The sequence below is a fragment of the Micromonospora sp. WMMD734 genome, from assembly GCF_049178975.1.
GTDB lineage: Bacteria > Actinomycetota > Actinomycetes > Mycobacteriales > Micromonosporaceae > Micromonospora > Micromonospora wenchangensis.
On record NZ_JBMHMK010000001.1, the window covers coordinates 3572600 to 3595755 of the forward strand.

Here is a 23156-nt window from a genome sequence, read left to right on the forward strand (position 1 = left end):
ACGGAGCGGACGGATCATGAGGTGCCGAACTTGCTGTCGATGAAGTCGAAGAGGTCGTCGTCGGAGGCGGTGTCGAGATCCTCGGTGACGCTGGCGACCTCGGCCGGGCGTTGACCGGCGGTCCACGCGGCGAGCATGGTGCGCAGCCGCTCCCCCACCCCGGCCCGGGTGCTCTCGTCGAGCGCGGCGACCGCGTCGGCGTCCAGGGTGGACAGCGCGGCCTGGAGTCGGTCGAGGTCGTCGAGCAGGGTGACGCCCCCGGCGTCGGCGGGCACCAGTTCGGTGAGCAGTTGCTGGGCCAGCTCGGTCGGGGTCGGATAGTCGAAGACCAGCGTGGCGGGCAGCCGCAGCGCGGTCTCGGTGGTGAGCCGGTTACGCAGCTCGACGGCGGTCAGCGAGTCGAAGCCGGCCTCCTTGAACGCCCGCTCCGGGTCGACGTCCGCGCCGGAGGCGTACCCGAGGACGGCGGCGACCTGGTCGCGGACCAGCGCAAGGACGGTGTCCAGGCGGTCCGGTGACGGCATCGCGGCGAGCCGGCCGGCGAGGTCGGCGGTCACGGTGACCGGGGTGGCCGGTTCGGCCTCGGGTTGGGCGTCGGGCAGCGCGGCCAGCAGCGGCCGGGGCCGGGCCAGGGTGTAGATCGGGGTGAACCGGGTCCAGTCGATGTCGGCGACGACGAGGTGGCTCTCGTCGTGGTCGAGGGCCTCCCGCAGCGCCCGGACGGCGAGCCGGGGTTCCATCGGCGGGGTGCCCTGCCGGCGCAGGTGCGCGGTGGCCTCCCCGTCGGCCATCCCGCCGCCGGCCCAGCTGCCCCAGGCGACCGAGGTGGCGACCGCCCCCCGACTGCGCCGCCGGTGCGCCAGCGCGTCCAGGTACGCGTTGGCCGTCGCGTACCCCGCCTGACCGGCACTGCCCCAGACCGCCGCACCGGAGGAGAACACCACGAACGCGTCCAACGGCCGGTCGGCGGTCAACTCGTCCAGGTGCACCGCACCGAGCACCTTCGCCCGGCACACCTCGGCGAACTCGGCCACGCTGGTCTCCGGGAGCGACCTCTCCTGGTGCAGCACCCCGGCGGCGTGGAACACGGCGGTCAGCTCGTCACCGAGGTCGGCCAGGAGCGCGGCGACCGACTCCCGGTCCGCCACGTCACACGCCACCACCTCGACACCCGGATGCCGGGCCGTCAGCTCCGCCGCGCCCGGGGCCGCCGCGCCCCGCCGGCTCGCCAGCACCACCCGCCGGGCACCCTGGTCGATCAGCCATTCGGTCAGGTGCCCGCCGATGCCACCGGTGCCGCCGGTGACCAGCACCGTGCCGGTGGGCGTGTAGCGCCGCTCGGGGTTGCCGGCGGCCGGCCAGCGGACCAGCCGCCGGGCCAGCACCCCGGCGGTACGGACGGCCACCTGGTCCTCCGCGCCGGCGGCGAGCACGTCGGCGAGCCGTGCGACGTGCTCGTCGGTCCAGTCGGTGGGCAGGTCGACCAGGCCACCCCAGGAGTGCGGGTATTCCAGGGACAGCACGGTGCCGAGGCCCCACAGCGCGCCCTGCGCGGGGTGCGGCAGTTCCTCGAACCGGTCGACGGCGATGCCGCCCGCGGTGAGGCACCAGATCCGGCCGGCGAAGTCGGTGGCGGTGAGCGCCTGGATCAACGCGACGGTGTCGGTGACGCCGACGGACAGTCCGGCGTCGACGGCGTCCGGGGTGTCGTCGAGGGCGAGCAGGGACAGCACCCCGGCGGGGGTGTCCCCGGCGGGCAGCTCGGTGCCGGTGACGGTGACGACGTCGACGCCCCGGGCGGCCAGTCCGGCGGCGAGGGCGGACACCCGGGCGTCACCTGTCGACGCGGCCGGTACGACGAGCCACCAGGTGCCGGTGAGGTCGCCGCCGTCGGGCAGCTCGGTGGAGCGCCACACCACCCGGTACCGCCAGTCGTCCACGGTGGCCGTGTCCCGTTGCCGGGCCCGCCAGGCGGCGAGGCCGGGCAGCACCTCGGTGACGACGCCCGGGGCGACGCCGAGACCGTCGGCGAGCACCTCGGTGTCGCCCCGGTCGACGGCGTCCCAGAATCCGCCGTCGGCCTCGTCGGTGCCGGTGCCGGTGGTGGCCTCGGGCTCGATCCAGTACCGCTGGTGCTGGAAGGCGTAGGTGGGCAGGTCGACGGTCCGGCCGCCGGGGTTGACCGCCGCCCAGTCGAGGTCGACGCCGGTGGTCCACGCCTGCGCCATCCCGGTGGCGTACGCCTCGACCTGTTCCCGGTCGCGGCGTTGCAACGGAATCGCCGCAGCGTCCTGCACGCAGTCGGCGACCATCGCGGTGAGCACACTGTCCGGCCCGATCTCGATGAACCGGGTGACTCCGCGTGCGGCGAGGGCGGCGACCGCGTCGGCGAACCGGACGGTGCCCCGCACCTGACCCTGCCAGTAGCCGACGCCACCCAACTCGGCGTCGGTGGCCAGGTCACCGGTCGCGGTCGACACCAGCGCAATGCCCGCCGGATTGGCGGTCACCCCGTCGACCACCAGCCCGTACCCGGCCAGCATCGGGTCCATCAGATGCGAATGGAACGCGTGCGACACCCGAAGCCGACGCGTCTTCACCTCCAGCGACGCCTCCAGCGCGCCGATCTGCTCCTCCGTGCCGGACACCACCACCGCGCGGGGGCCGTTCACCGCCGCCACGTCGACATCGCCCAGGTCCAGTTCATCCAGCGGCGCGGCGATCGCCAGCATCGCCCCACCCGCCGGAAGCGCCTGCATCAGACCACCACGCGCCGCCACCACCCGACACGCGTCCTCCAACGACCACACACCGGCCACATGCGCGGCGGCCAACTCACCGATCGAATGACCGGCCACGAAATCGGGCTTCAATCCCCACGACTCCGCGAGACGGAACAGGGCCACCTCGACCGCGAACAACGCCGGCTGCGTCCACCCCGTCTGATCCAGAACCCCGTCGGGGTCAGTGAACATCACCTCCCGCAGATCACCGTCGAGCAACGGCCCGAACGCCGCACACACCTCGTCCAACGCAGCCGCGAACACCGGGAACGCCGCCGCCAGCTCACGACCCATCCCCACCCGCTGCGCACCCTGACCGGTGAACACCACCGCCGTACGACCCCCGGTCACCCGACCCGACAGGCCGGCACCCGAGGTCAGCGCCTCCAGGGAGGAGGCCAGGTCGGCGGCCGTACCCCCGACGGCCACCGCCCGGTGATCCAGCGCCGCCCGACCGACGGCCAGCGAATACCCGACGTCGACCGGACGCTCATCGGTGAGGAAGTCCCGCAGGCGGTCGGCCTGCTCGGCCAGCGCACCGGCCGACCGGGCGGACAGCGGCCAGAGCGCCACCGGCGGCTCGGGGGTCGCGGCCGGCGTGGCCGGCTCGGCAGGCGGGGCCTCCTCCACGATCACGTGGGCGTTGGTGCCGCTGATACCGAACGACGACACCCCGGCCCGGCGCGGGCGGTCCCCGGCCGGCCAGTCGACCGGCTCGGTGAGCAGCCGCACGTCCCCGGCCGCCCAGTCGACCTGCCGGGACGGGGTTTCGGCGTGCAACGTGCGCGGCAGCGTCCCGTGCCGCATCGCCATCACCATCTTGATCACCCCGGCCATGCCGGCGGCGGCCTGGGCGTGACCCATGTTGGACTTGATCGAGCCGAGCCACAGGGGGCGGTCCCGGTCCCGGCCGTACGTGGCGAGCAGCGCCTGCGCCTCGATCGGGTCGCCGAGGGTGGTGCCGGTGCCGTGCGCCTCGACCGCGTCGACCGCGTCGGGGGTGATCCGGGCGTTGGCCAGCGCCGCCCGGATCACCCGCTGCTGGGCCGGCCCGTTCGGCGCGGTCAGCCCGTTCGACGCGCCGTCCTGGTTGACGGCCGAACCCCGGATCAGCCCGTAGACGCGGTGCCCGTTGCGCTGCGCGTCGGAGAGCCGTTCCAGCATCAGCACCCCGACACCCTCGGCCCAGCCGGTGCCGTCGGCGTCGTCGGAGAACGACTTGCACCGGCCGTCCGGGGCGAGCCCCCGCTGCCGGCTGAACGCCACGAACGGGGTGGGGTTCGACATCACCAGCACCCCACCGGCGACGGCGGTGGTGCACTCACCGGCCCGCAGCGCCTGGCTGGCGAGGTGCAGCGCGACGAGCGACGACGAACACGCCGTGTCGACGGTCATCGACGGCCCCTCGAACCCGAACGCGTACGACACCCGGCCGGAGATCACCGACGCGGAACTGCCGGTGCTCAGGTACGCCTCCGACTCGGCAGGGGCGAGGCCGAGCAGGTCGCCGTAGTCCTGGGCGCCGGAGCCGACGAACACCCCGACGGGGCTGCCGCGCAGCGCCTCCGGGTCCATCCCGGCCCGCTCGACCGCCTCCCAGGTGACCTCCAGCATCAGTCGCTGCTGCGGGTCCATGGCGATCGCCTCGCGGGGCGAGATGCCGAAGAACTCGGCGTCGAACGCGCCCGCCTCGTAGACGAAGCCGCCGGAGCGGACGTAGCTGGTCCCGGGCTGGTCCGGGTCGGCGTCGAAGAGGGCGTCGGAGTCCCAGCCCCGGTCGACGGGGAACGCGCTGATCGCGTCGGTGCCGCTGTCGACCAGCCGCCACAGGTCCTCCGGGGACCGGACGCCGCCGGGGTAGCGGCAGCTCATCCCGATGATGGCGATCGGCTCGTCGGGGTCGGACCCGCCGACGCCGGACGTGACGGCGGTCGGGGCGGCGGTGCCGACGAGTTCGTCGTACAGGTGGCGGGCCAGCACGGCGGGGGTCGGGTGGTCGTAGACCATGGTCGCCGGCAGCCGCAGCCCGACGGCCGCGCCGAGGGCGTTGCGCAGCTCCACGGCGGTCAGCGAGTCGAAGCCGAGTTCCCGGAACGGCCGCTGGACGTCCACGGTGGTGGCCGCGTCGTACCCGAGGACGGCGGCGACCTGGACGCGGACGGTGTCCAGCAGGTACGGCAGCCGCTCGGCCTCGGGCAGCCCGGCCAGCACGGAGGTGTCGGTGGACGCGGCCGGAACGGCGGTCGGGCCCGGTTGGGCGTCGGGGAGCGCGGCGAGCAGCGGGCGGGGCCGGGCCAGGGTGTAGATCGGGGTGAACCGGGCCCAGTCGATGTCGGTGACCACGAGGTGGCTCTCGTCGTGGTCGAGGACCTGCTGCAACGCGCCGAGGGCCAGACGTGGCTCCATCGGCGGGGTGCCCTGCCGCAGAAGCTGCTCGGTGGCCTGCTCGTCGACCATGCCACCGCCGCCCCAGGTGCCCCAGGCCACCGAGGTGGCGGTCAGGCCCCGGCGGCGGCGCTGGTGGGCCAGCGCGTCGAGCCAGGCGTTGCCGGTGCCGTAGGCGGCCTGCCCGGCGCTGCCCCAGACGGCCGCGCCGGAGGCGAACAGCACGAACGCGTCGAGCGGCCGGTCGCCGAGCAGCGCGTCGAGGTGGGTCGCGCCGAGCACCTTGGCCCGGCACACGGCGGCGAAGTCGTCGAGGCTGGTGTCGCCGAGCGGGGCCGGGTCGTAGAGCACCCCGGCGGCGTGGAAGACGGCGGTCAGCTCGTCGCCGATCCCGTCGAGCAGCGCGGCGACCGCGTCCCGGTCGGCCACGTCGCAGGCGACTACCTCGACGCCGGGCAGGCGGGCGGCCAGGTCGGCGGTCCCGGGGGCGGCGGGGCCGCGTCGGCTGGCCAGCACCACCCGCTCGGCCCCCCGGTCGAGGAGCCATTCGGTGAGGTGCGCGCCGATCCCGCCGGTGCCGCCGGTGACCAGCACCGTGCCGGTGGGCGTGTAGCGCCGTTCGGGGCTGCCGGCGACGGGCCAGCGCACCATCCGCCGTGCCAACACCCCGGCGGTACGCAGGGCCACCTGGTCCTCGCCGCCGTCGGCGAGCACGTCGACGAGCCGGTCGAGGGTGTCGGGCGTCCAGTCGGCGGGCAGGTCGACCAGGCCGCCCCACCAGCCGGGGTAGTCGAGGGAGAGCACCGTGCCGAGCCCCCAGAGGCCGGCCTGTGCGGCGTGCGGCAGGTCCTCGTACCTGTCGACGGCGACGCCGCCGGTGGTGAGGCACCAGAGCCGGCCGGTGAACTCGGCGGCGGCGAGGGCGTGCACGAGTCGTACGGTGCCGGTGACGCCGGCGGACAGCCCGGCGTCGTACGGGTCCGGGGTGTCGTCGAGGCCGAGCAGCGAGACGATCCCACCCGGGGTGCTCCGGCCGGTGAGCGGGTCGGTGCCGGTGAGCCGGGTGACGGTGGCACCCCGGGCGGCGAGCGCGTCGGCCAGGGCGGTGACCCGGGGGTCGTCGGTGAGCGTCTCCGGGGTGACGAGCCACCAGTCGCCGCTGAGTTCCGGCCCGGTGGGCAGGTCGGCGGCCCGCCACACGACCCGGTAGCGCCAGTCGTCGGTGACGGTGGCCGGGGCGGCGGTGGGGGCGGCCAGCCAGTACCGCTGCCGGGCGAAGGCGTAGCCGGGCAGGTCGACCTGCCGCGCCCCCGGTTGCACGGCCGTCCAGTCGAGGTCGACGCCGGTGGTCCACGCCTGCGCCATCCCGGCGGCGTACGCGGTGACCTGCTCCCGGTCCCGCCGCTGCACCGCGATCGCCGCAACGTCCTCCACGCAGTCGGCGACCATCGCGGTGAGCACACTGTCCGGCCCGATCTCGATGAACCGGGTCACCCCACGGGCCGCGAGGGCGGCGACGGCGTCGGCGAACCGGACGGTCCCCCGCACCTGACCCTGCCAGTATTCGACCGAGCCGAGTTCCTCGTCGGTGGCGAGGTCACCGGTCGCGGTGGACACCAGCGGGACGCCCGCCGGGTTCGCGGTCACCCCGTCGACCACCTGCCCGTACTGCGCGAGCATCGGGTCCATCAGGTGCGAGTGGAACGCGTGCGACACCCGCAACCGACGCGTCTTCACCTCCAGCGACGCTTCCAGGGCGGCGATCTGCTCCTCGGTGCCCGACACCACGACCGCGCGCGGACCGTTCACCGCCGCCACGTCGATGTCGCCGAGGTCCAACTCGGCAAGCGGCGCGGCGATCGCCAACATCGCGCCACCGGCGGGAAGGGCCTGCATCAGACCACCCCGCGCCGCCACGACCCGGCACGCGTCCTCCAGGGACCAGACACCCGCGACGTGCGCGGCGGCCAACTCACCGATCGAGTGACCCGCCACGAAGTCCGGCTTCAACCCCCACGACTCGGCGAGGCGGAACAGGGCCACCTCGACCGCGAACAGGGCCGGCTGCGTCCACCCGGTCTGATCGAGGACACCATCGGGGTCGGTGAACATCACCTCCCGCAAGTCACCGTCGAGCAGCGGCCCGAACGCCGCACACACCTCATCCAGAGCAGCCGCGAACACCGGGAACGCCGCCGCCAGGTCACGACCCATCCCGACCCGCTGCGCACCCTGACCGGTGAACACCACCGCCGTACGACCCGTGGTGATCCGACCCGACACACCGCCGCCGGCGGATAGGGCGTCGAGACCGGCGGACAGCTCGGCGGCCCCACGGCCCACCGCCACCCCCCGGAACTCCAACCCGGCCCGACCCGCACCCAACAAGAACCCGACATCCACCGGACGCTCGTCGGAGTCGGCGGCGAAGGCGGCGATCCGGGCGGCCTGGCGGGCCATCCCCTCGGGGGAACGCCCCGACACCGGCCAGAGGACGACCGGCGGGGTCGGCCCCGGCGTGCCGGCCTCGACGGGCGGGGCCTGCTCGACGATGAGGTGCACGTTGGTGCCGCTGATGCCGAACGACGACACGCCGGCGCGGCGCGGCCGGTCCAGCGCCGGCCACTCGACCTGTTCGGTGAGCAGCCGCACGTCCCCGGCGTCCCAGTCGACCTGCCGGGACGGCGTCTCGGCGTGCAGGGTGCGCGGCAGGGTGCCGTGCCGCATCGCCATCACCATCTTGATCACACCGGCGACCCCGGCGGCGGCCTGGGCGTGCCCGATGTTCGACTTGATCGAACCGAGGAACAGTGGCGTCTCCCGGTCCCGGCCGTAGGTGGCGAGCACCGCCTGCGCCTCGATCGGGTCACCGAGGGTGGTGCCGGTGCCGTGCGCCTCGACCACGTCCACGTCGGCGACGGAGAGCCGGGCGTTGGCCAGCGCCGCCCGGATCACCCGCTGCTGGGCCGGCCCGTTCGGCGCGGTCAACCCGTTGCTCGCACCGTCCTGGTTGACTGCCGAACCCCGGATCAGCCCGTAGATCCGGTGCCCGTTGCGCTGCGCGTCGGAGAGCCGCTCCAGCACCAGCACCCCGACGCCCTCGGACCAGGCCGCCCCGTCCGCGCCGTCGCCGAAGGACCGGCACCGGCCGTCCGGGGACAGCGCGCGCTGCCTGCTGAACTCGACGAAGAGTTGCGGGGTGGCCATCACGGCGACCCCGCCGGCCAGGGCCAGCCCGCACTCCTCCTTGCGCAGCGACTGGCAGGCCAGGTGCATCGCCACCGACGACGACGAGCAGGCGGTGTCGACGGTGATCGCCGGCCCCTCCAGGCCCAGGTTGTAGGCGACCCGGCCGGAGACGAGGCTGCCGGAGGTGGTGCTGTCCACGTAGTCGTGGTGCATCACGCCGACGAACACGCCGGTGGCGCTGCCCTTGAGGGCGACCGGGTCGATGCCGCCGTGCTCGAACGCCTCCCAGGACGCCTCCAGCAGCAGGCGCTGCTGCGGGTCCGTCTCCACCGCCTCGCGGGGGCTCATCCCGAAGAACCCGGGGTCGAAGTCGGCGGCGTCGTAGAGGAAACCACCGTGCCGGGTGTAGCTCTTGCCGGGCTTGCCGGGTTCCGGGTCGTAGACGCCGTCGACGTCCCAGCCCCGGTCGGTGGGGAAGCCGGAGATGGCGTCGGTGCCGTCGGCGACGAGCCGCCACAGGTCCTCCGGCGACCGGACCCCGCCGGGGTAGCGGCAGCCCATGCCGACGATCGCGATCGGCTCCTGGTCCCGGCCCTCCACCTCACGCAGCCGCCGGTTGGCCTGTTGCAGTTCGGCGGTGGCGCGCTTGAGGAAGGTCCGGAGCTTGTCGTCGTTCGCCATCGTTCACACCAATCTTTCCCGCGCCGGAGGTTCGTCGGAGGCTGCCGTCAGGAGAGGCCGAGTTCGTTCTCCAGCACGTCGAACAGTTCCTCGTCGGTGGCGGACTCGTAGTCGTGCGGGGTGTCGTCGTCGGGGCGGCCGGTACGGTCCTGCCAGCCGCGCAGCACCGCCTCGAGCCGGGCGGTGAGCCGGGCGTGTTCCGCGCCGGGCACCTCGGTCAGGGCCTTCTCCAGCCGGTCGAGGTCGGCGAGCACCGCACCTGCCGGGTCGGCGTCGGGCACCACCAGGTCGGCCTTGAGCGCGCGGGCCAGGGCGGTGGGTTCGGGGTGGTCGAAGACGAGGGTGGCAGGCAGCCGCAGCCCGGTGACGGTGCTGAGCACGTTGCGGAACTCGACGGCGGCGAGGGAGTCGAAGCCGAGGTCCTTGAACGCGCGGCCGGGTTCCACCGACGCCGGGCCGGGGAAGCCCAGCACGGCGGCGGCGTGCGTGCGGACCAGGTCGAGCAGCAGGGTGTCCCGGTCGGCGTCGGAGAGGCCGGCGAGGCGCTGCGCCAGCGGCGGGCCGTCGGCTGCCGCACCCGCTCCGGCGGCGGACGGCCGGGCGGGGGTACGGACCAGGCCGCGCAGCACGGCGGGCAGCGCGTCGGTGCGTCGCCGCAACGCGTCCAGGTCCAGGCGCACCGGTACGGTCGTGGGCCGTCCGGCGGCGACGGCCGCGTCGAACAACGCCAGCCCCTCGTCGGTGCTCATCGCGGGCATCCCGAGCCGGCGCATCCGGTGCAGGTCGGCGTCGTCGAGGTGGCCGCCCATCCCGGTGCCGGTGGCCCACAGGCCGTAGGCCAGGGAGGTGGCGGGCAGCCCGTCGGCGCGGCGGCGTTGGGCGAGGGCGTCGAGGAAGAGGTTCGCGGCGGCGTAGTTGCCCTGCCCGGCCCCGGCCACCCAGCCCGCCGACGAGGAGAACAACACGAAGGCGGTCAGGTCGTGGTCGCGGGTGAGGTCGTGCAGGTGCCAGGCGGCGTCCACCTTGGGCCGCAGCACCCGGTGCAGTTGCTCGGGGGTGAGGGCGTCGACCAGCGCGTTCTCGGCGGTGCCGGCGGCGTGCACCACCGCGCCGACCGGGTGGTCGGTGAGCAGGGCGGCGACCGCGTCCCGGTCGGCGACGTCGCAGGCCGCGACCGTCACGTCCGCACCGGCGGCGGTGAGGTCCGCGACCAGGTCGGCCGCGCCGGGCGTGGCCGCGCCGCTGCGCCCGGTCAACAGCAGCCGGCGTACGCCGTGCCGGGTGACCAGGTGCCGGGCGACGAGGCTGCCCAGCCCGCCGAGCCCGCCGGTGATCAGGACGGTGCGGTCGGTGGCCCAGGCACCGTCGGCGGGCGCGTCGGTGCCGACCCGGGTCAGCCGGGGTACCAGCAGCCCGCCGTCGCGGACGGCCACCTCGGGTTCGCCGGTGGCCAGGGCCGCCGCCAGGTGGTCGGTGCCGCTGTCGTCGGTGTCGACCAGGACGAACCGGCCCGGGTGTTCGGCCTCGGCCGCCCGGACCAGCCCCCACAGGGCCGCCGCGGCGGGGTCGACCGGGGTGTCACCGGCCCCGACCGCGTCCCGGGTGAGCAGCACCAGCGTGCTGTCGGCGCACGCCGGGTGGCCGAGCCAGCGGCGCAGCAGCCCCAGCAGGCGTTCGGTGGCCCCGTGTACGGCGGCCGGCGGGGTGCCGGACGGGTCGAGGGTGACCACGACGGTGTCGGGGGCGGGTTCGGGCAGTTCCGCGTCGACGTCGAGCGCGGTCCAGGTGCCGGTGGCGGCGGCCGGGGTGGGGACGGGCTGCCAGGCCACCTCGTACAGGTGCCGGTTGCCGGCGACGCCGAGCGCGTCGGCGGCGACCGGCCGGGCCACCACCTGGTCGATGGTGGCGACCGGGTTGCCGTGTCCGTCGGCGACGGTGACGGCCAGCTTGTCGCCGGTGGCCGGGGAGATCCTGATGCGCAGGGTGGCGGCGTGCGCGGCGTGCAGGGTGACGCCGCGCCAGGAGAACGGCAGCGGGGTGTCGCCCGCGCCCTCGTCGACCAGGTTGGCGTGCAGGGCGGCGTCGAGCAGCGCCGGATGCAGCAGGAACCGGGACGCGTCGGCGGCGGCCACCTCGGGCAGCGCCGCCTCGGCCCACACCTCGGCGGCGTCGCCGTCGCCGCGCCGCCACACCGCGCGCAGACCCTGGAACACCGGCCCGTAGCCGTAGCCGTGGTCGCGCAGCCGGTCGTAGAGGCCGTCGAGGTCGACGGGTTCGGCACCGGCGGGCGGCCACTCGGTGAGGTCGGCGGCGGCCGGGTCGGCCCCGGCCTGCCGGACCAGGACCCCTTCGGCGTGCCGGGTCCAGCCGGTGTCGTCGGCCGCGTCGTCGGCCCGGGTCCAGATCCCGACGGTACGCGCGCCGCTGTCGTCTGCGGCGTCGACGGTGACCCGCAGGGCCAGACCCCCGTCGGCGGGCAGCACCAGCGGCGCGTTGATGGTCAGTTCGTCGAGGACCGGGCAGCCGACCTGGTCACCCGCGCGCAGGGCGAGTTCGACCAGCCCGGTGCCGGGGACGAGGACGGTGTCGAACACGGCGTGGTCGGCGAGCCACGGCTGGGTGCCGCGGGAGAGCCGGCCGGTGAGCACCACGCCACCGGTGTCGGGCAGGTCGACGACAGCGCCGAGCAGCGGGTGGTCGGCGGGGAGCTGGCCGAGTCCGGTGGTGTCGCCGCTGCCGGGCGGCACGGCGAGCCAGTACCGCTGGTGCTGGAAGGCGTAGGTGGGCAGGTCGACCTGCCGGCCGCCCGGGTTCACCGCCGCCCAGTCCAGGGCGGTCCCGCTGGCCCACGCCTGGGCCATGCCGACCGCGTACGCCTGCACCTGGCCGTCGTCGGGCGCGTTCTCGTCCTGCCCACGCCTGCGGCGCTGGAGCGCGATGGCGGTGGCGTCCTCGACGCAGTCGGCGACCATCGCGGTGAGCACACTGTCCGGCCCGATCTCGATGAACCGGGTCACCCCACGCGCGGCGAGGGCGGCGACCGCGTCGGCGAACCGCACGGTCCCCCGCACCTGACCCTGCCAGTAGCCGACGCTGCCCAACTCGGCATCGGTGGCCAGGTCACCGGTCGCGGTCGACACCAACGGGATACCCACCGGGTTCGCGGTCATCCCGTCGACGACTTGCCCGTACTGCGCGAGCATCGGGTCCATCAGGTGCGAGTGGAACGCATGCGACACCCGAAGCCGACGCGTCTTCACCTCAAGCCGGGACTCCAGGGCGGCAATCTGCTCCTCGGTCCCCGAGACGACCACCGCGCGAGGGCCGTTCACCGCCGCGACGTCCACATCGCCGAGGTCCAGCTCGGCAAGCGGCGCGGCGATCGCCAACATCGCCCCACCCGCCGGAAGAGCCTGCATCAAACCACCACGCGCCGCCACCACCCGACAGGCATCATCGAGAGACCAGACACCGGCCACGTGCGCCGCAGCCAACTCACCGATCGAATGACCCGCCACGAAATCCGGCTTCAACCCCCAGGATTCCGCCAGCCGGAACAGGGCCACCTCCACCGCGAACAGAGCCGGCTGCGTCCACCCCGTCTGATCGAGAACCCCATCTGGGTCGGTGAACATCACCTCCCGCAGATCACCGTCCAACAACGGCCCGAACGCCGCACACACCTCGTCCAACGCAGCCGCGAACACCGGGAACGCCGCCGCCAACTCACGACCCATCCCCACCCGCTGCGCACCCTGCCCGGTGAACACCACCGCCGTGCGACCGGAGGTCACCCGACCCGACACACCACCGCCAGCGGCCAGGGCCTCGAGACCGGCGGACAGGTCGGCGGCCCCACGGCCCACCGCCACCCCCCGGAACTCCAACCCGGCCCGACCCGCACCCAACGAGAACCCGACGTCCACCGGACGCTCGTCGGTGAGGAAACCGCGCAGCCGGGCGGCCTGCCCGGCCAGCGCCGCCGCCGACCGGCCGGACAGCGGCCAGAGCAGCACCGGCGGCTCGGCGGCCGGCGTCGGTGCGGCGATGTCGTCCGGGTCGGCGGCCTCGACTGCCTGCTCCAGCACCACGTGCGCGTTGGTGCCGCTGAGCCCGAACGACGACACGGCCGCCCGTCGGGGTCGCCCGGTGGCCGGCCAGTCGACCGGCTCGGTGAGCAGCCGGACGTCGCCCGCCGTCCAGTCGACGTGCGGGGTGGGCCGGTCGACGTGCAGGGTGCGGGGCAGTACACCGTGCCGCATCGCCAACACCATCTTGATCACACCGGCGACACCGGCGGCGGCCTGGGTGTGCCCCAGGTTCGACTTCACCGAGCCGAGCCAGAGCGGCTGTTCCCGGTCCCGCCCGTACGTGGCGAGCAGCGCCTGCGCCTCGATCGGGTCACCGAGCCGGGTGCCGGTGCCGTGCGCCTCGACGGCGTCGACCTGGTCGGCGGTGAGCCGGGCGTTGGCGAGGGCGTCGGCGATGACCCGCCGCTGCGAGGGGCCGTTGGGGGCGGTGAGGCCGCTGCTCGCGCCGTCCTGGTTGACCGCGGTGCCCCGGACGACGGCCAGCACCCGGTGCCCGTGCCGCTGGGCGTCGGAGAGCCGCTCGACCAGCAGCATCCCGACGCCCTCGGCCCAGCCGGTGCCGTCGGCGGCGGCGGCGAACGGCTTGCACCGGCCGTCGGTGGCCAGTCCCCGCTGGCGGCTGAAGTCCACGAACGTCTCCGGGGTGGCCATCACCGTCACCCCACCGGCCAGTGCCAGGGTGCACTCCTCGCGGCGCAGCGACTGGATGGCCAGGTGCAGCGCGACCAGCGACGACGAGCAGGCGGTGTCCACGGTGAGGGCGGGGCCCTCCAGGCCCAGCACGTAGGCGACCCGGCCGGACAGGATGCTGCCGGTGTTGCCGTTGCCAATGAAACCCTCCAGCTCGGCGGGCACCTGCGGCAGTCGGCTGGAGTAGTCGTGGTACATCAGTCCGGCGAACACGCCGGTACGGCTGCCACGGACCGAGGTCGGGTCGATGCCGGCCGATTCGAACGCCTCCCAGGACGCCTCCAGCAGCAGCCGCTGCTGCGGGTCCATCGCGATCGCCTCGCGTGGGGAAATGCCGAAGAATTCGGGGTCGAATAGCGCGGCGTCGGAAAGGAAACCGCCGGTCTTCGCGTACGTCTTACCGGTCTTGGAATCGTCGGGGTCGTAGATGTCCTCGACGTTCCAGCCCCGGTCGTCGGGAAAGTCGCCGACCGCGTCGGTGCCGTCGACCAGAAGCTGCCACAGGGCGGCCGGACCGTCCACACCACCCGGGAAGCGGCAGCTCATACCGACGATCGCGATCGGGTCGTATTCCCGACGCTCGGCCTGACGCAACTGCCGACGGGCCTCACGCAGATCGGTGGTGGCCCGCTTCAGGTACCCGAGAAGCTTCTCCTCGTTCTCCATCTACGTCTCCCGCCACTAGCCCCAGCCGGGCAGACCCGGGTCAATATCGACTTACGGGTCAGCGCGGCGGCAATTGTCGAAACAGAGAGCTTCTTCGGGGATTGTTGGTTGTTCGCGATGACCCTACGGCGGCCCGGCGCAGCACTAACCCCCTACCGCCCCCAGAGCGCCCCCTAGCCCTCGACGCCGCTACCTCGACCGTGGCAGCCACTCTCCGGGTCACCCCGGCGGCGGCTGGGGTGACCCGAAACCGTTCCGACCGCCCGCCAGCACGCCGGGCACGGGGGCGAGGGCTCAACCTCGTGCTCTTGCCCAGGACAGGAAGCGCTCGGTCATCCGGGTCGGCGGATGATCCGGATGGAGTCGGGTGAGCTGGTTCGTTGCCTCGATCATCAGGGCGCCGAGGTACACGAGCAGGCCCGTGCGGTTGTCCCGGTACTCGAGCAGCAGCGAGAGCTTGGCCGGCTGGCAGGGCCAAGCGCTGCCGCAACTACGGCACCGCCACGCCGGGCGCATGGCAACGTGCGGAACAGGGGGCCGTACCACCACGACATCGACCTCTTCTCGACTGGAGAGGGCCGCTCCACTCAGGATGCGGAGCGGCCCCGGGCAGGACCCGCTACCGCCTTCCGGCCACCAGCGAGCCCGCCATGAATGACAGTCTGTTGAGCAGGCCACTACTGTCGGAAGGCGAAGCGCCCGGTCGTGTCGCAGCCTCGAAGCCGTTCGCTCGTGCGGCGATACCGAGTGATTCTCGCGTAAGAATTGTGGAGGGATCGTGGAGGAACCGACCGCCGGTCTGATCCGGGCCCAGCTGCGCCGGATGCGCCTCGCCGCCGGACTCAACCAGGAGGAGTTCGGCAAGCAGGTGCACTATTCGGCGTCGATGGTGTCCAGCGTGGAAACAGGCACCCGCCCATTCGACAGGCAGTTCCTCTCCCGGGCTGACGAGGTGCTCCACTCCGGCGGCCTCTTGGTCTCCCTGCTTCGGATAATGGAGAAGGAGGGCCAGCCCAGCTGGTTCCGGCCGTGGCTCGAAGCCGAACGCGCCGCCCGGCAGCTTCGTTGCTTCCACCCTGGCCTCGTTCCCGCGTTGCTCCAGACGGAGAACTACGCCCGCGCGGTGATCCGCTGCGATGACCTGCTCACCGACGACGAGGTGGAGAGGAAGGTGGCAGCCCGGATGGACCGCCAGGCAGTTCTCCACCAGCCGGACCCACCCCAGCTCATCGCTGTCATCGACGAGGCCATACTGCACCGCACCGACGAGGGCTACCGGGGCCTGATGACCCGCCAGATCGACCACTTGGTGGTCATGACCGAACGCCCCCAGATCAGTGTGCACGTCATTCCGCGCCTGACCGGCTTCCATGTGGGCATGTCCGGGCCGTTCGCACTGGCCAGGGGCCTGGACGGCAGCTGGGTGGGCACCCTGGAGAGCCAACTCGCCGGCACGACGATCGACAGCGAGGGAGACCTGGCTAGCCTCTTGGCGAGGTGGGAGTCGGTCCGCAACGACGCCCTGCCCCGCCGCCAGTCGATGGAACTCCTGAAGGAGGCAGTGACGTCATGGACCTGAGCAACGCCCAGTGGCGCAAGGCAAGCCGCAGCGGAAACACCGACTGCGTCGAGGTAGCCGCCAACATGCCCGGTCTGGTTGCCGTCCGCGACAGCAAGGACCTCGCAGGGCCGGTCCTGACCTTCGACCCACAGAACTGGAAATCTTTCGTGGAACACGCCGCACGGCACTGACCCGGGACGCGGCGGATGGCCCCCAGCGTGCGCTGGGGGCCATCCGTCCTCGTGTTTTGACCGTTGTGTGGGGAGGGTGGGCAGGGTGGTGTGGTGTGGGTGTTCGTGGTGGTGTGGGGGTGGGGTGTTATTTGCCTTTGTGGATGGCGTTGCGGCGGATGACGGGGTAGCGGGTTCGGCGTTTGCGGCGTTTTCCGGCGGGGCGTCCGGGTCCGGGGTGTCCGGGTTTCGGGTGGCCTGGTGGTTGCCAGGCGTTGCGTAGAGCGGGCGAAACGTGTCGGCGGGTCTGGCCGGGGGTGGGGGTTGTGGTGGTGGTGGGTTCCCAGGGCAGCCGGTGGTGGGTGAGGTGGGTGCGGGTGCAGAACAGGTGGAGGTAGGCGTAGGCGTGTAGGCGGAGCCAGGTGGTCAGGGTGTCGGGTTGGCGGGGGTGGAAGTCCGGGGCGTGGGCGGTGGTCTTCAGGTAGCGGAAGTAGTGCTCGATGTCGTAGCGGGTCAGGTAGGTCATGACGAGGGTGAGTAGGTCGTGGCGGGTGCCGGAGTACCAGAGTGCGAGGTCGCCGGCGCGGCGGCTGGGGCGTAGGTGCTGGACTCGGGCGAGGAGCACGGTGCCTTCCACGATCGGGAGGGTGGTCTGGTCGGTGAATCCGCGGCTGGCGCGGGTGAGTTTGGGGTGGACGTGGTGCCAGGCCCGGACGGTGACGGTGCCGTAGATGTCGACCGGGCCGCTGACACCGGCGTCCGGGGTGAGGTCGGGTTCGCGCAGGGTCAGCCGGAATCCGTGTCGGCGGGGCCGGCCTCCGAGTGGGTGGGCGGCCCGGTGTTCGGGTCTGGTCCACATGGTCTGCGAGGTCGCGAGTCTGACCAGGACGTCCGCGGGAATCCTGCGTTCGCGGATCAGGTGGGTGATCCGGGCCGCGGGGTAGCCGGAATCGAGGAGGAACAGCGACGGGTCGCCCGGGCGGGCGCCGTCGGCTGCGCAGATCTGTGCGATGTGGCCGACGGTGACCTCGACCAGGTCGTCGTCGGAGGTGATGCGGTCGGCCAGGACCGGCACGACCCACGAGTCCGGGGTCAGCGTCAACCGGACGACGTGCTGATACCGCCACCCGGTCCTGATCAGCGCCGCGCCACGCGGGCCGCCCGGGGTGTACTGCGGTTGCCGGTCCGGGCTGGTGGCTGCGTTCGGCCGGGGCCACGCGGTGGTATCGACGGCATACACCCGCGGCAGACCGGACCGAGCGGCGATCCGGCACGCCGCCCGCAACGCCCGGCCGGTATCGATCTCGCCGTCGCGTAACGCCCGGTACGCCGCGGCGTGCCCGGTGACCGTGCCCAGCGACAGATGCGCCGGGCAGCCACACCGTCCCTGGTCCGCGGCCAGCTCATCGACCAGCGAGAACAACGTCCTCGACCGCGACACGAGGACACCCTCGTACAACTCCCGCCGCCACGAATCCAACAAGATCCGGCCCAGCTCGCTGTCACCGGCACCGGTAGCCGCTACGCTCCTCATCGAGAACCCTGCCCATTGATGATCTTTGTGTGAGAACTCAGATCATGGACAGGGTTCTCCCTGTTCCGCTAGACCTCGACCACCACAAATCCCCACGATGGTCAAAACACGAGGGCGGATGGCCCCCAGCGTGCGCTGGGGGCCATCCGTCATCTCATGCCGTGCCCGCTATCGCGTGGACGACTCCACCCGGCACAGGTACCCGCCGCAGTGGGCCTTCCGCAATAGCCGCCAGTCAGAAGCGGGACCACTTCTGACTGGCGACGCCGAGGCAGTCCCACAGGTGCAGTTTGCCGCCGTTGTTGGGGTTCTGGTCCCGGACGTCGACGCACCTGTTGGCGCTGAGGTTGACCAGGTCCCCGGCGCCGTTGAGGGTGAACCGCTGGGCCGGGTTGCCGTTGCAGGTGACCAGGTTGACCTCGGTGCCGTTGGCGGTGCCGGCCCAGGCCGGGTCCATGCACTTGCCCATCGCGCGGACGGTGCCGTCGGTGGCGAAGGTCCACGCCTGCGCGGCGGTGGTGTTGCAGTCCCAGATCTGGAGCTTGGCCCCGTCCACCGCGTTGGAACTCGGGATGTCGATGCATCGGCCGCTCTGCGTGCCGCGCAGCCGGGTGGTGCCGGGCTGCGGGTTGCCGCCGCCGGGCACGTAGCTGGAGACCCGGACGTAGTCGACGAGCATCTGCTGGGGGAACTGGGTGGACCCGTCGGGGTAGCCGGGCCAGTTACCGCCCACCGCCACGTTGAGGATCATGAAGAACGGGTGGTCGTAGACCCAGCGGTTGCCGCCGAGCCGGGACGGGTCGACGCGGTGGTACTCGACGCCGTCGAGGTACCAGACGATCAGGTTCGGCTCCCAGTCCACCCGGTAGGTGTGGAAGGTGTCGGCCAGCGGCTGGCCGATGGTACGGCTGCCGGTGATGCCTCCCCCGCCGGAGTAGCCGGGGCCGTGCACGGTGCCGTAGACGGTGTTGGGTTCCCGGCCGATGTTCTCCATGATGTCGATCTCACCGGCGGCGGGCCAGCCGGCGCTGCCCATGTCGTTGCCGAGCATCTAGAACGCCGGCCAGATGCCCTGGCCGCGGGGGATCTTGATCCGGGCCTCGAACCGGCCGTACGCCTGGGTGAAGGTGGCGGCGGTGAGCAGCCGCGCCGAGGTGTACTCGCACCTGCCGTAGTGGCACTGGTAGTTGGCCGGGTTCTCCTTGCGGGCGGTGATGACCAGGTTGCCCTGTCCGTCGTGGACGGCGTTGCTGGTGCTGTTGGTGTAGTACTGCCGTTCGTTGTTGCCCCAACCGCCACCGCCGATGTCGAAGCGCCACCGGTTCTGGTCGACGGGGGTGCCGGCAGCGGCGTTGAACTCGTCCTGCCAGGTGATGCCGCCGATGGCGGCCGAGGCGGGCTCGGCCTGGGCGGGCAGGACGAGGGCGGCGGCGAGGGTGACGAGGGCGACCGCCGCGCGGGCGAGGGATCGGGGCCGGGGGACGGCTCGGGCTCCGGGCACGGGAGGCTCCTTGGGCGACATCGGGGGCGGGGAGCACGCCAGGGGAGAGCGCTCTCCACGAAGGATGTCGATATCCGGCACTTCTGTCAAGAATGTTTCCAGTTAGCTCGCCCTAATCAGGAGCCCGCCGACCGGTCAGTGAAAAGAAAACTACTCTGCGTGATCAGAGTCGTTGCGCGCCGGCGACCTCGGAGGTGTCCCGCGCGAAGCCCGACCGGTGGCCGGAAGGCGGGGCGGGCGGGACGCGGTGCGGACCGCCCGCCGACCGCCGGGACCGCTCAGCGGTGCAGCCCGCGCCAGGAAGGATTGCTGCCACGCCAGGCGTCGGCCAGGATGACCGCCGCCGCCCGGCTCGGGCACTGCTGCACGCGGGAGCGACCCGACGCCCCGCCGATCTGCGCCTGGACCTCCCAGGCCTCCCCGTCGGTACGGATGTAGACGTCCCGCCGCCCGCGTGGGCTCGGGTCACCGTTCCACCAGTGCTCCTCGACCATCATTCACCGACCGTATAGCAAATTGGCCGCGGAACGTGAGTCACGAATTCGTCGAGGCCCGCCGCCGGCCCCGCCCGGTCACCCCTGCCGGGGCGTGAGCAGGTAGTCGTCGGCCTCCGCGCTCCAGGCCAACGTGACCTCACCGGCCGTGGCGGCGGCCTTACCGAACTGGAGGAAACTGCGGTAGCCGAGCTTCTTCTCGCTGAATTCGGGGCGGGCCCGGCGGAGCTGGTTCTTGAGCCCGGACAGCGCCACCGGGCCACCGGCCGCGGCCAGCTCCGCCACCACCGTACGCAGCAACGCGAAGGCGACCTCCTGGTCGCCGTGCTCGGGCAGGGACACCTCCGGGTCGCCCTTGGCCGGCCCCTCGGCCAGCTCGACGACATTGTGCCCGGCGAGGTGGCGCAGCAGCTCACCGAAGGTGCGGAACCCGTAGTCGGACTCGCTGAACGTGGGGTCCTTGCGCAGCAGGGTGCGCTTGAGCCGGGAGGCGGTCACCTCCCCCTCCGAACTGCCCTGGAGGCCGGCGACGGTCTGGGCGACCAGCACGGCGAGCGCCTCGGCGTCGCGTACCGGCTCCTCGGCGGCCGGCGACGAATCCGGCTGCTCCGGCTGCTCCGGTGTCGGCTCCACCGCCGTCGGCTCCGGCTGCTGCGGCTCGGCCGGGCGCGACGCGCGACCCCGCCGGCCGCGTACGGGTGGGAGGTCGACGCCCTCCAGCCGGTCGTAGTAGAGGAACTCGTCGCAGGCGGGCGGGAGCAGCGCCGAGGTGGACTTCTCCACCCCGACCCCGATCACCCGCTTGTTGAGTTCGCGCAGCTTGTGCACCAGCGGGGTGAAGTCGCTGTCCCCGGTGCAGATGACGAAGGTGGAGATGTAGCCGCGCTCGAAGGCCAGTTCCACCGCGTCCACGGCCATCTTGATGTCGGCGGCGTTCTTGCGGGACGCCCCCATCCGCTGCGGGATCTCGATCAGCTCGACGTGCGAGCGGGTGAGCATCCGACGGTCCTCGTCGAAGTATGACCAGTCCGCGTACGCCCGACGGACGACCACCCGCCCCCGCTCGGCGAGGGCGTCGGCGATCGGACGGAAGTCGAACGCCCGCCCGCCGTGGTGTTCCCGGGCGCCCAGGGCAAGGTTCTCGTAGTCGAGAAAGAGCGCGATTCGATCCTCGTGATCCACCGCAACACCCTAATCCCGCGCCCCTGCCCCACCACCCCGCCACGTCGCACCACCCCACCAAAACCCCCCCGAACCCCACCGAAGCCCCCCACAGCCACCCCACCGAATCCCGGCGATCACCCCGCCGAAGCCCCGGCGATCAAGAGGAAAACGTCAGCCGGCGGCCGGCTCATGACGTATTTCTCTTGATCACCGGGGCTGGCCGGCGGGGAGCGCGGGAAGCGCGGGGCGCAGGGTCAGGGGGTGCGGTTCTCGGCCAGGGCCTTGATGCCGTCGAGCACCGACTCGATGTGGGAGCGGAGCTGGCCGAGCCTCGACTCGACGATCTGCTCCTCGTGCTCGGGGGCCTGGTCGATCACGAGGCTGAGCCCGGAACGGCCCGGACCGACCCGGACCGTCTGCCGCAGCCGGGTGCCGGCCCCCTCCGGTTCCAGCTCGAACCGCCAGGTGGCCGCCGGCGACGACACGTCGGCCCGGCCGGCACCGTCCTGGCCGGCGAACATGCCGTCCACGTCCGTGACGACCCACCCGAAGACCCGTTCCTGGTCCAGTTCGGTGACGTAGGAGGCGGTGCGCCACTGCCCGATACGCGGGTGGCTGTTGTACCCGAGGAAACTGGCCCCCTTGACGAGTTCGTCGGCACCCTCGAACCACTCGACCCGTTGCAGCTCGGGACTCAGCCGGGCCGGCAGGTGAATGTCGGTCACCAGTTCCCAGACCCGGGACGGAACTGCCTCGACGTAGACCTCGTAGGTCACGCCCGGCCCATCGGCATAACGCAAAATCGCCACCTTCGATCGGATCCGACGCGCGCCGGATCACCCCACAATGCGATCGACGATAATGCATGTCGTCGAGGGACCGTAGGGCTGCCGGGCGCTCACCGGTCCGCTCCGGCCGCGGGGGGCGTTGCCATCTTGTGGTTCTGCCCCGGAATGCGGAAATGGTGGAAGCTGACCGTGGCGCTGACCTCCAACGCCTGCACCCAGTGCCACCAGCCCACCGGGACGAACAGCAGCTGCCCCGGTTCCAGCACGACGTCGAGCACCGTCGCCTCGGCGTACCGGGGGTGCCGGGTGAGGTCCGGGTCGGCCGCGTCGACCGCGCTGAACGTGCCGCCGCGCGGATAGACCAGGTGCCGCTCGTACGACGGGACCAGCCGGACGTGCTTACGGCCGAGCACCTGGCCGAGCAGCACCGAACTGTTGTCCACGTGCAGCGGCGTCACCGTGCCGGCCGGCCCGAGCAGCAGGTGACCGAGCCCGGACGGGTCCACGATCCCCTCCGGGGCACGGATGTCGGCGGCGAGCGGGCGCAGCGCGCCTGACCAGTTCTCGTTGCGCGGCACCATGTAGTAGTCGTTGGTGTGCCGGCCCGAGGCGAGCAGCGCCAGGTACTCGCGGAACGGCATGCTGGTGCGGTGCCTGTCGTACTGCCAGGCGTGGTCGGGGTTGGCGTCCCGGCCGGTCATCACCTCGACCTCGGCGTCGCCGCAGGCCGCCGCCAGGCCGGACAGCGTCCAGCCGAGGGCGGGCCAGTCGGCCATCAGGCCGTCCAGCACGACCGGCCGGTTGCCGAAGTAGTAGCGGGAGAAGAACTCCGCGGGGTCGAGGTCCGCACGGTGCTCCAGCGTCCGCCCGCCGTCGCTGTCGCGCAGCGTCCGGTACGTGTCGAGGACCGACTCCAGCCAGTCGTAGCGCAGCGCGAGCCGCCGGCACACCGCGAAGTACGGATGGTCGGCCAGTTCCCGCAGCTCGGCGTCGATGGCGTCGGGGTCGGCGGACCCGGCGACGGCGGCGGCCCGCGCCTGCGGCACCGACGCGCCCATGGCGAGGTTCTCGACCAGCCACTCCCGCCACGCGGGGTCGAGCCGGGACGGGACGACCGTGGTCATGCCCCGGCCGCCGGCACGAGGGTGAGCCGGGGCGGGCGGACCGCCTCCTGACAGGTCGGGTACGAGTTCTTCACGTGGGCCGGGATGTGGTCCGGCGGCGGGGTGAGCCGCAGCTCCCGGGTGTACTCCTGACAGTTGACGTAGGAGTTCTTCACGTGGGCCGGGATGTGCTCCGGCGGCGGGGTGAGCCGCGCCTCGCGGTCGTACTGGTCGCAGTTGACGTAGGAACCCTTGACGTGGGCGGGGAAGTGGTCCGGCAGCTCGGTCATGGGGCCAGTCAACGGGCCCCGGCGTCCCGGCCACCAGGGGTCGGTGTCCCGGCCGCCCGGGACGTT

Annotated in this window: 9 protein-coding genes and 2 pseudogenes; 2 read left to right on the top strand and 9 right to left on the bottom strand. The window is 72.7% G+C overall.

What is annotated here, in order from left to right:
- Positions 1-14: 14 nt before the first annotated feature.
- Entirely contained in the window at positions 15-9038 is a 9024-nt protein-coding gene (locus ACN267_RS15085; RefSeq protein WP_421488954.1) for a type I polyketide synthase, read from the bottom strand.
- 47 nt (positions 9039-9085) lie between these two features.
- Positions 9086-14485: pseudogene (locus ACN267_RS15090) on the bottom strand (SDR family NAD(P)-dependent oxidoreductase); the annotation flags it as partial.
- A 775-nt stretch (positions 14486-15260) separates the two neighbouring features.
- On the opposite strand from ACN267_RS15090, the gene ACN267_RS15095 reads away from it, so the two are divergent.
- Together ACN267_RS15095 and ACN267_RS15100 are read left to right on the top strand one after the other, a co-directional pair.
- Complete coding sequence (locus tag ACN267_RS15095) at positions 15261-16064, top strand: helix-turn-helix domain-containing protein (protein WP_281903140.1); 804 nt, start codon at positions 15261-15263, stop codon at positions 16062-16064.
- Positions 16055-16237: a DUF397 domain-containing protein gene (locus ACN267_RS15100; RefSeq protein ID WP_204957222.1), complete on the top strand. Its 183-nt coding sequence runs from the start codon at positions 16055-16057 to the stop codon at positions 16235-16237. The genes ACN267_RS15095 and ACN267_RS15100 overlap by 10 nt, the downstream gene beginning before the upstream one ends.
- A gap of 127 nt (positions 16238-16364) precedes the next feature.
- Here ACN267_RS15100 and ACN267_RS15105 read toward each other — a convergent pair whose 3' ends face one another.
- From ACN267_RS15105 to ACN267_RS15135, 7 genes and pseudogenes are all read right to left on the bottom strand, one after another.
- Positions 16365-17750, bottom strand: a complete 1386-nt coding sequence (locus ACN267_RS15105) for a hypothetical protein (protein WP_421488955.1) — start codon at positions 17748-17750, stop codon at positions 16365-16367.
- 235 nt (positions 17751-17985) lie between these two features.
- A pseudogene (locus tag ACN267_RS15110) lies at positions 17986-19272 on the bottom strand (family 16 glycosylhydrolase).
- A 257-nt stretch (positions 19273-19529) separates the two neighbouring features.
- A complete protein-coding gene (locus ACN267_RS15115; RefSeq protein WP_088642133.1) occupies positions 19530-19748 on the bottom strand; it encodes a hypothetical protein in 219 nt (72 codons plus the stop codon).
- Between the two features lie 75 nt (positions 19749-19823).
- The gene (locus tag ACN267_RS15120) at positions 19824-20927 is read right to left on the bottom strand and encodes an NYN domain-containing protein (RefSeq protein ID WP_204957220.1); all 1104 of its coding nucleotides are present in this window, start codon (positions 20925-20927) and stop codon (positions 19824-19826) included.
- Positions 20928-21163: 236 nt separating this feature from the next.
- Positions 21164-21709 carry an SRPBCC family protein gene (locus ACN267_RS15125; RefSeq protein WP_204957219.1) on the bottom strand — a complete coding sequence of 182 codons (546 nt, stop codon included), beginning with the start codon at positions 21707-21709 and terminating at the stop codon, positions 21164-21166.
- A 98-nt stretch (positions 21710-21807) separates the two neighbouring features.
- Complete coding sequence (locus tag ACN267_RS15130) at positions 21808-22821, bottom strand: cupin-like domain-containing protein (RefSeq protein ID WP_204957218.1); 1014 nt, start codon at positions 22819-22821, stop codon at positions 21808-21810.
- Positions 22818-23090: a hypothetical protein gene (locus tag ACN267_RS15135; protein ID WP_281899297.1), complete on the bottom strand. Its 273-nt coding sequence runs from the start codon at positions 23088-23090 to the stop codon at positions 22818-22820. Before ACN267_RS15135 ends, ACN267_RS15130 begins: the two co-directional genes overlap by 4 nt.
- Between the last annotated feature and the right edge of the window lie 66 nt (positions 23091-23156).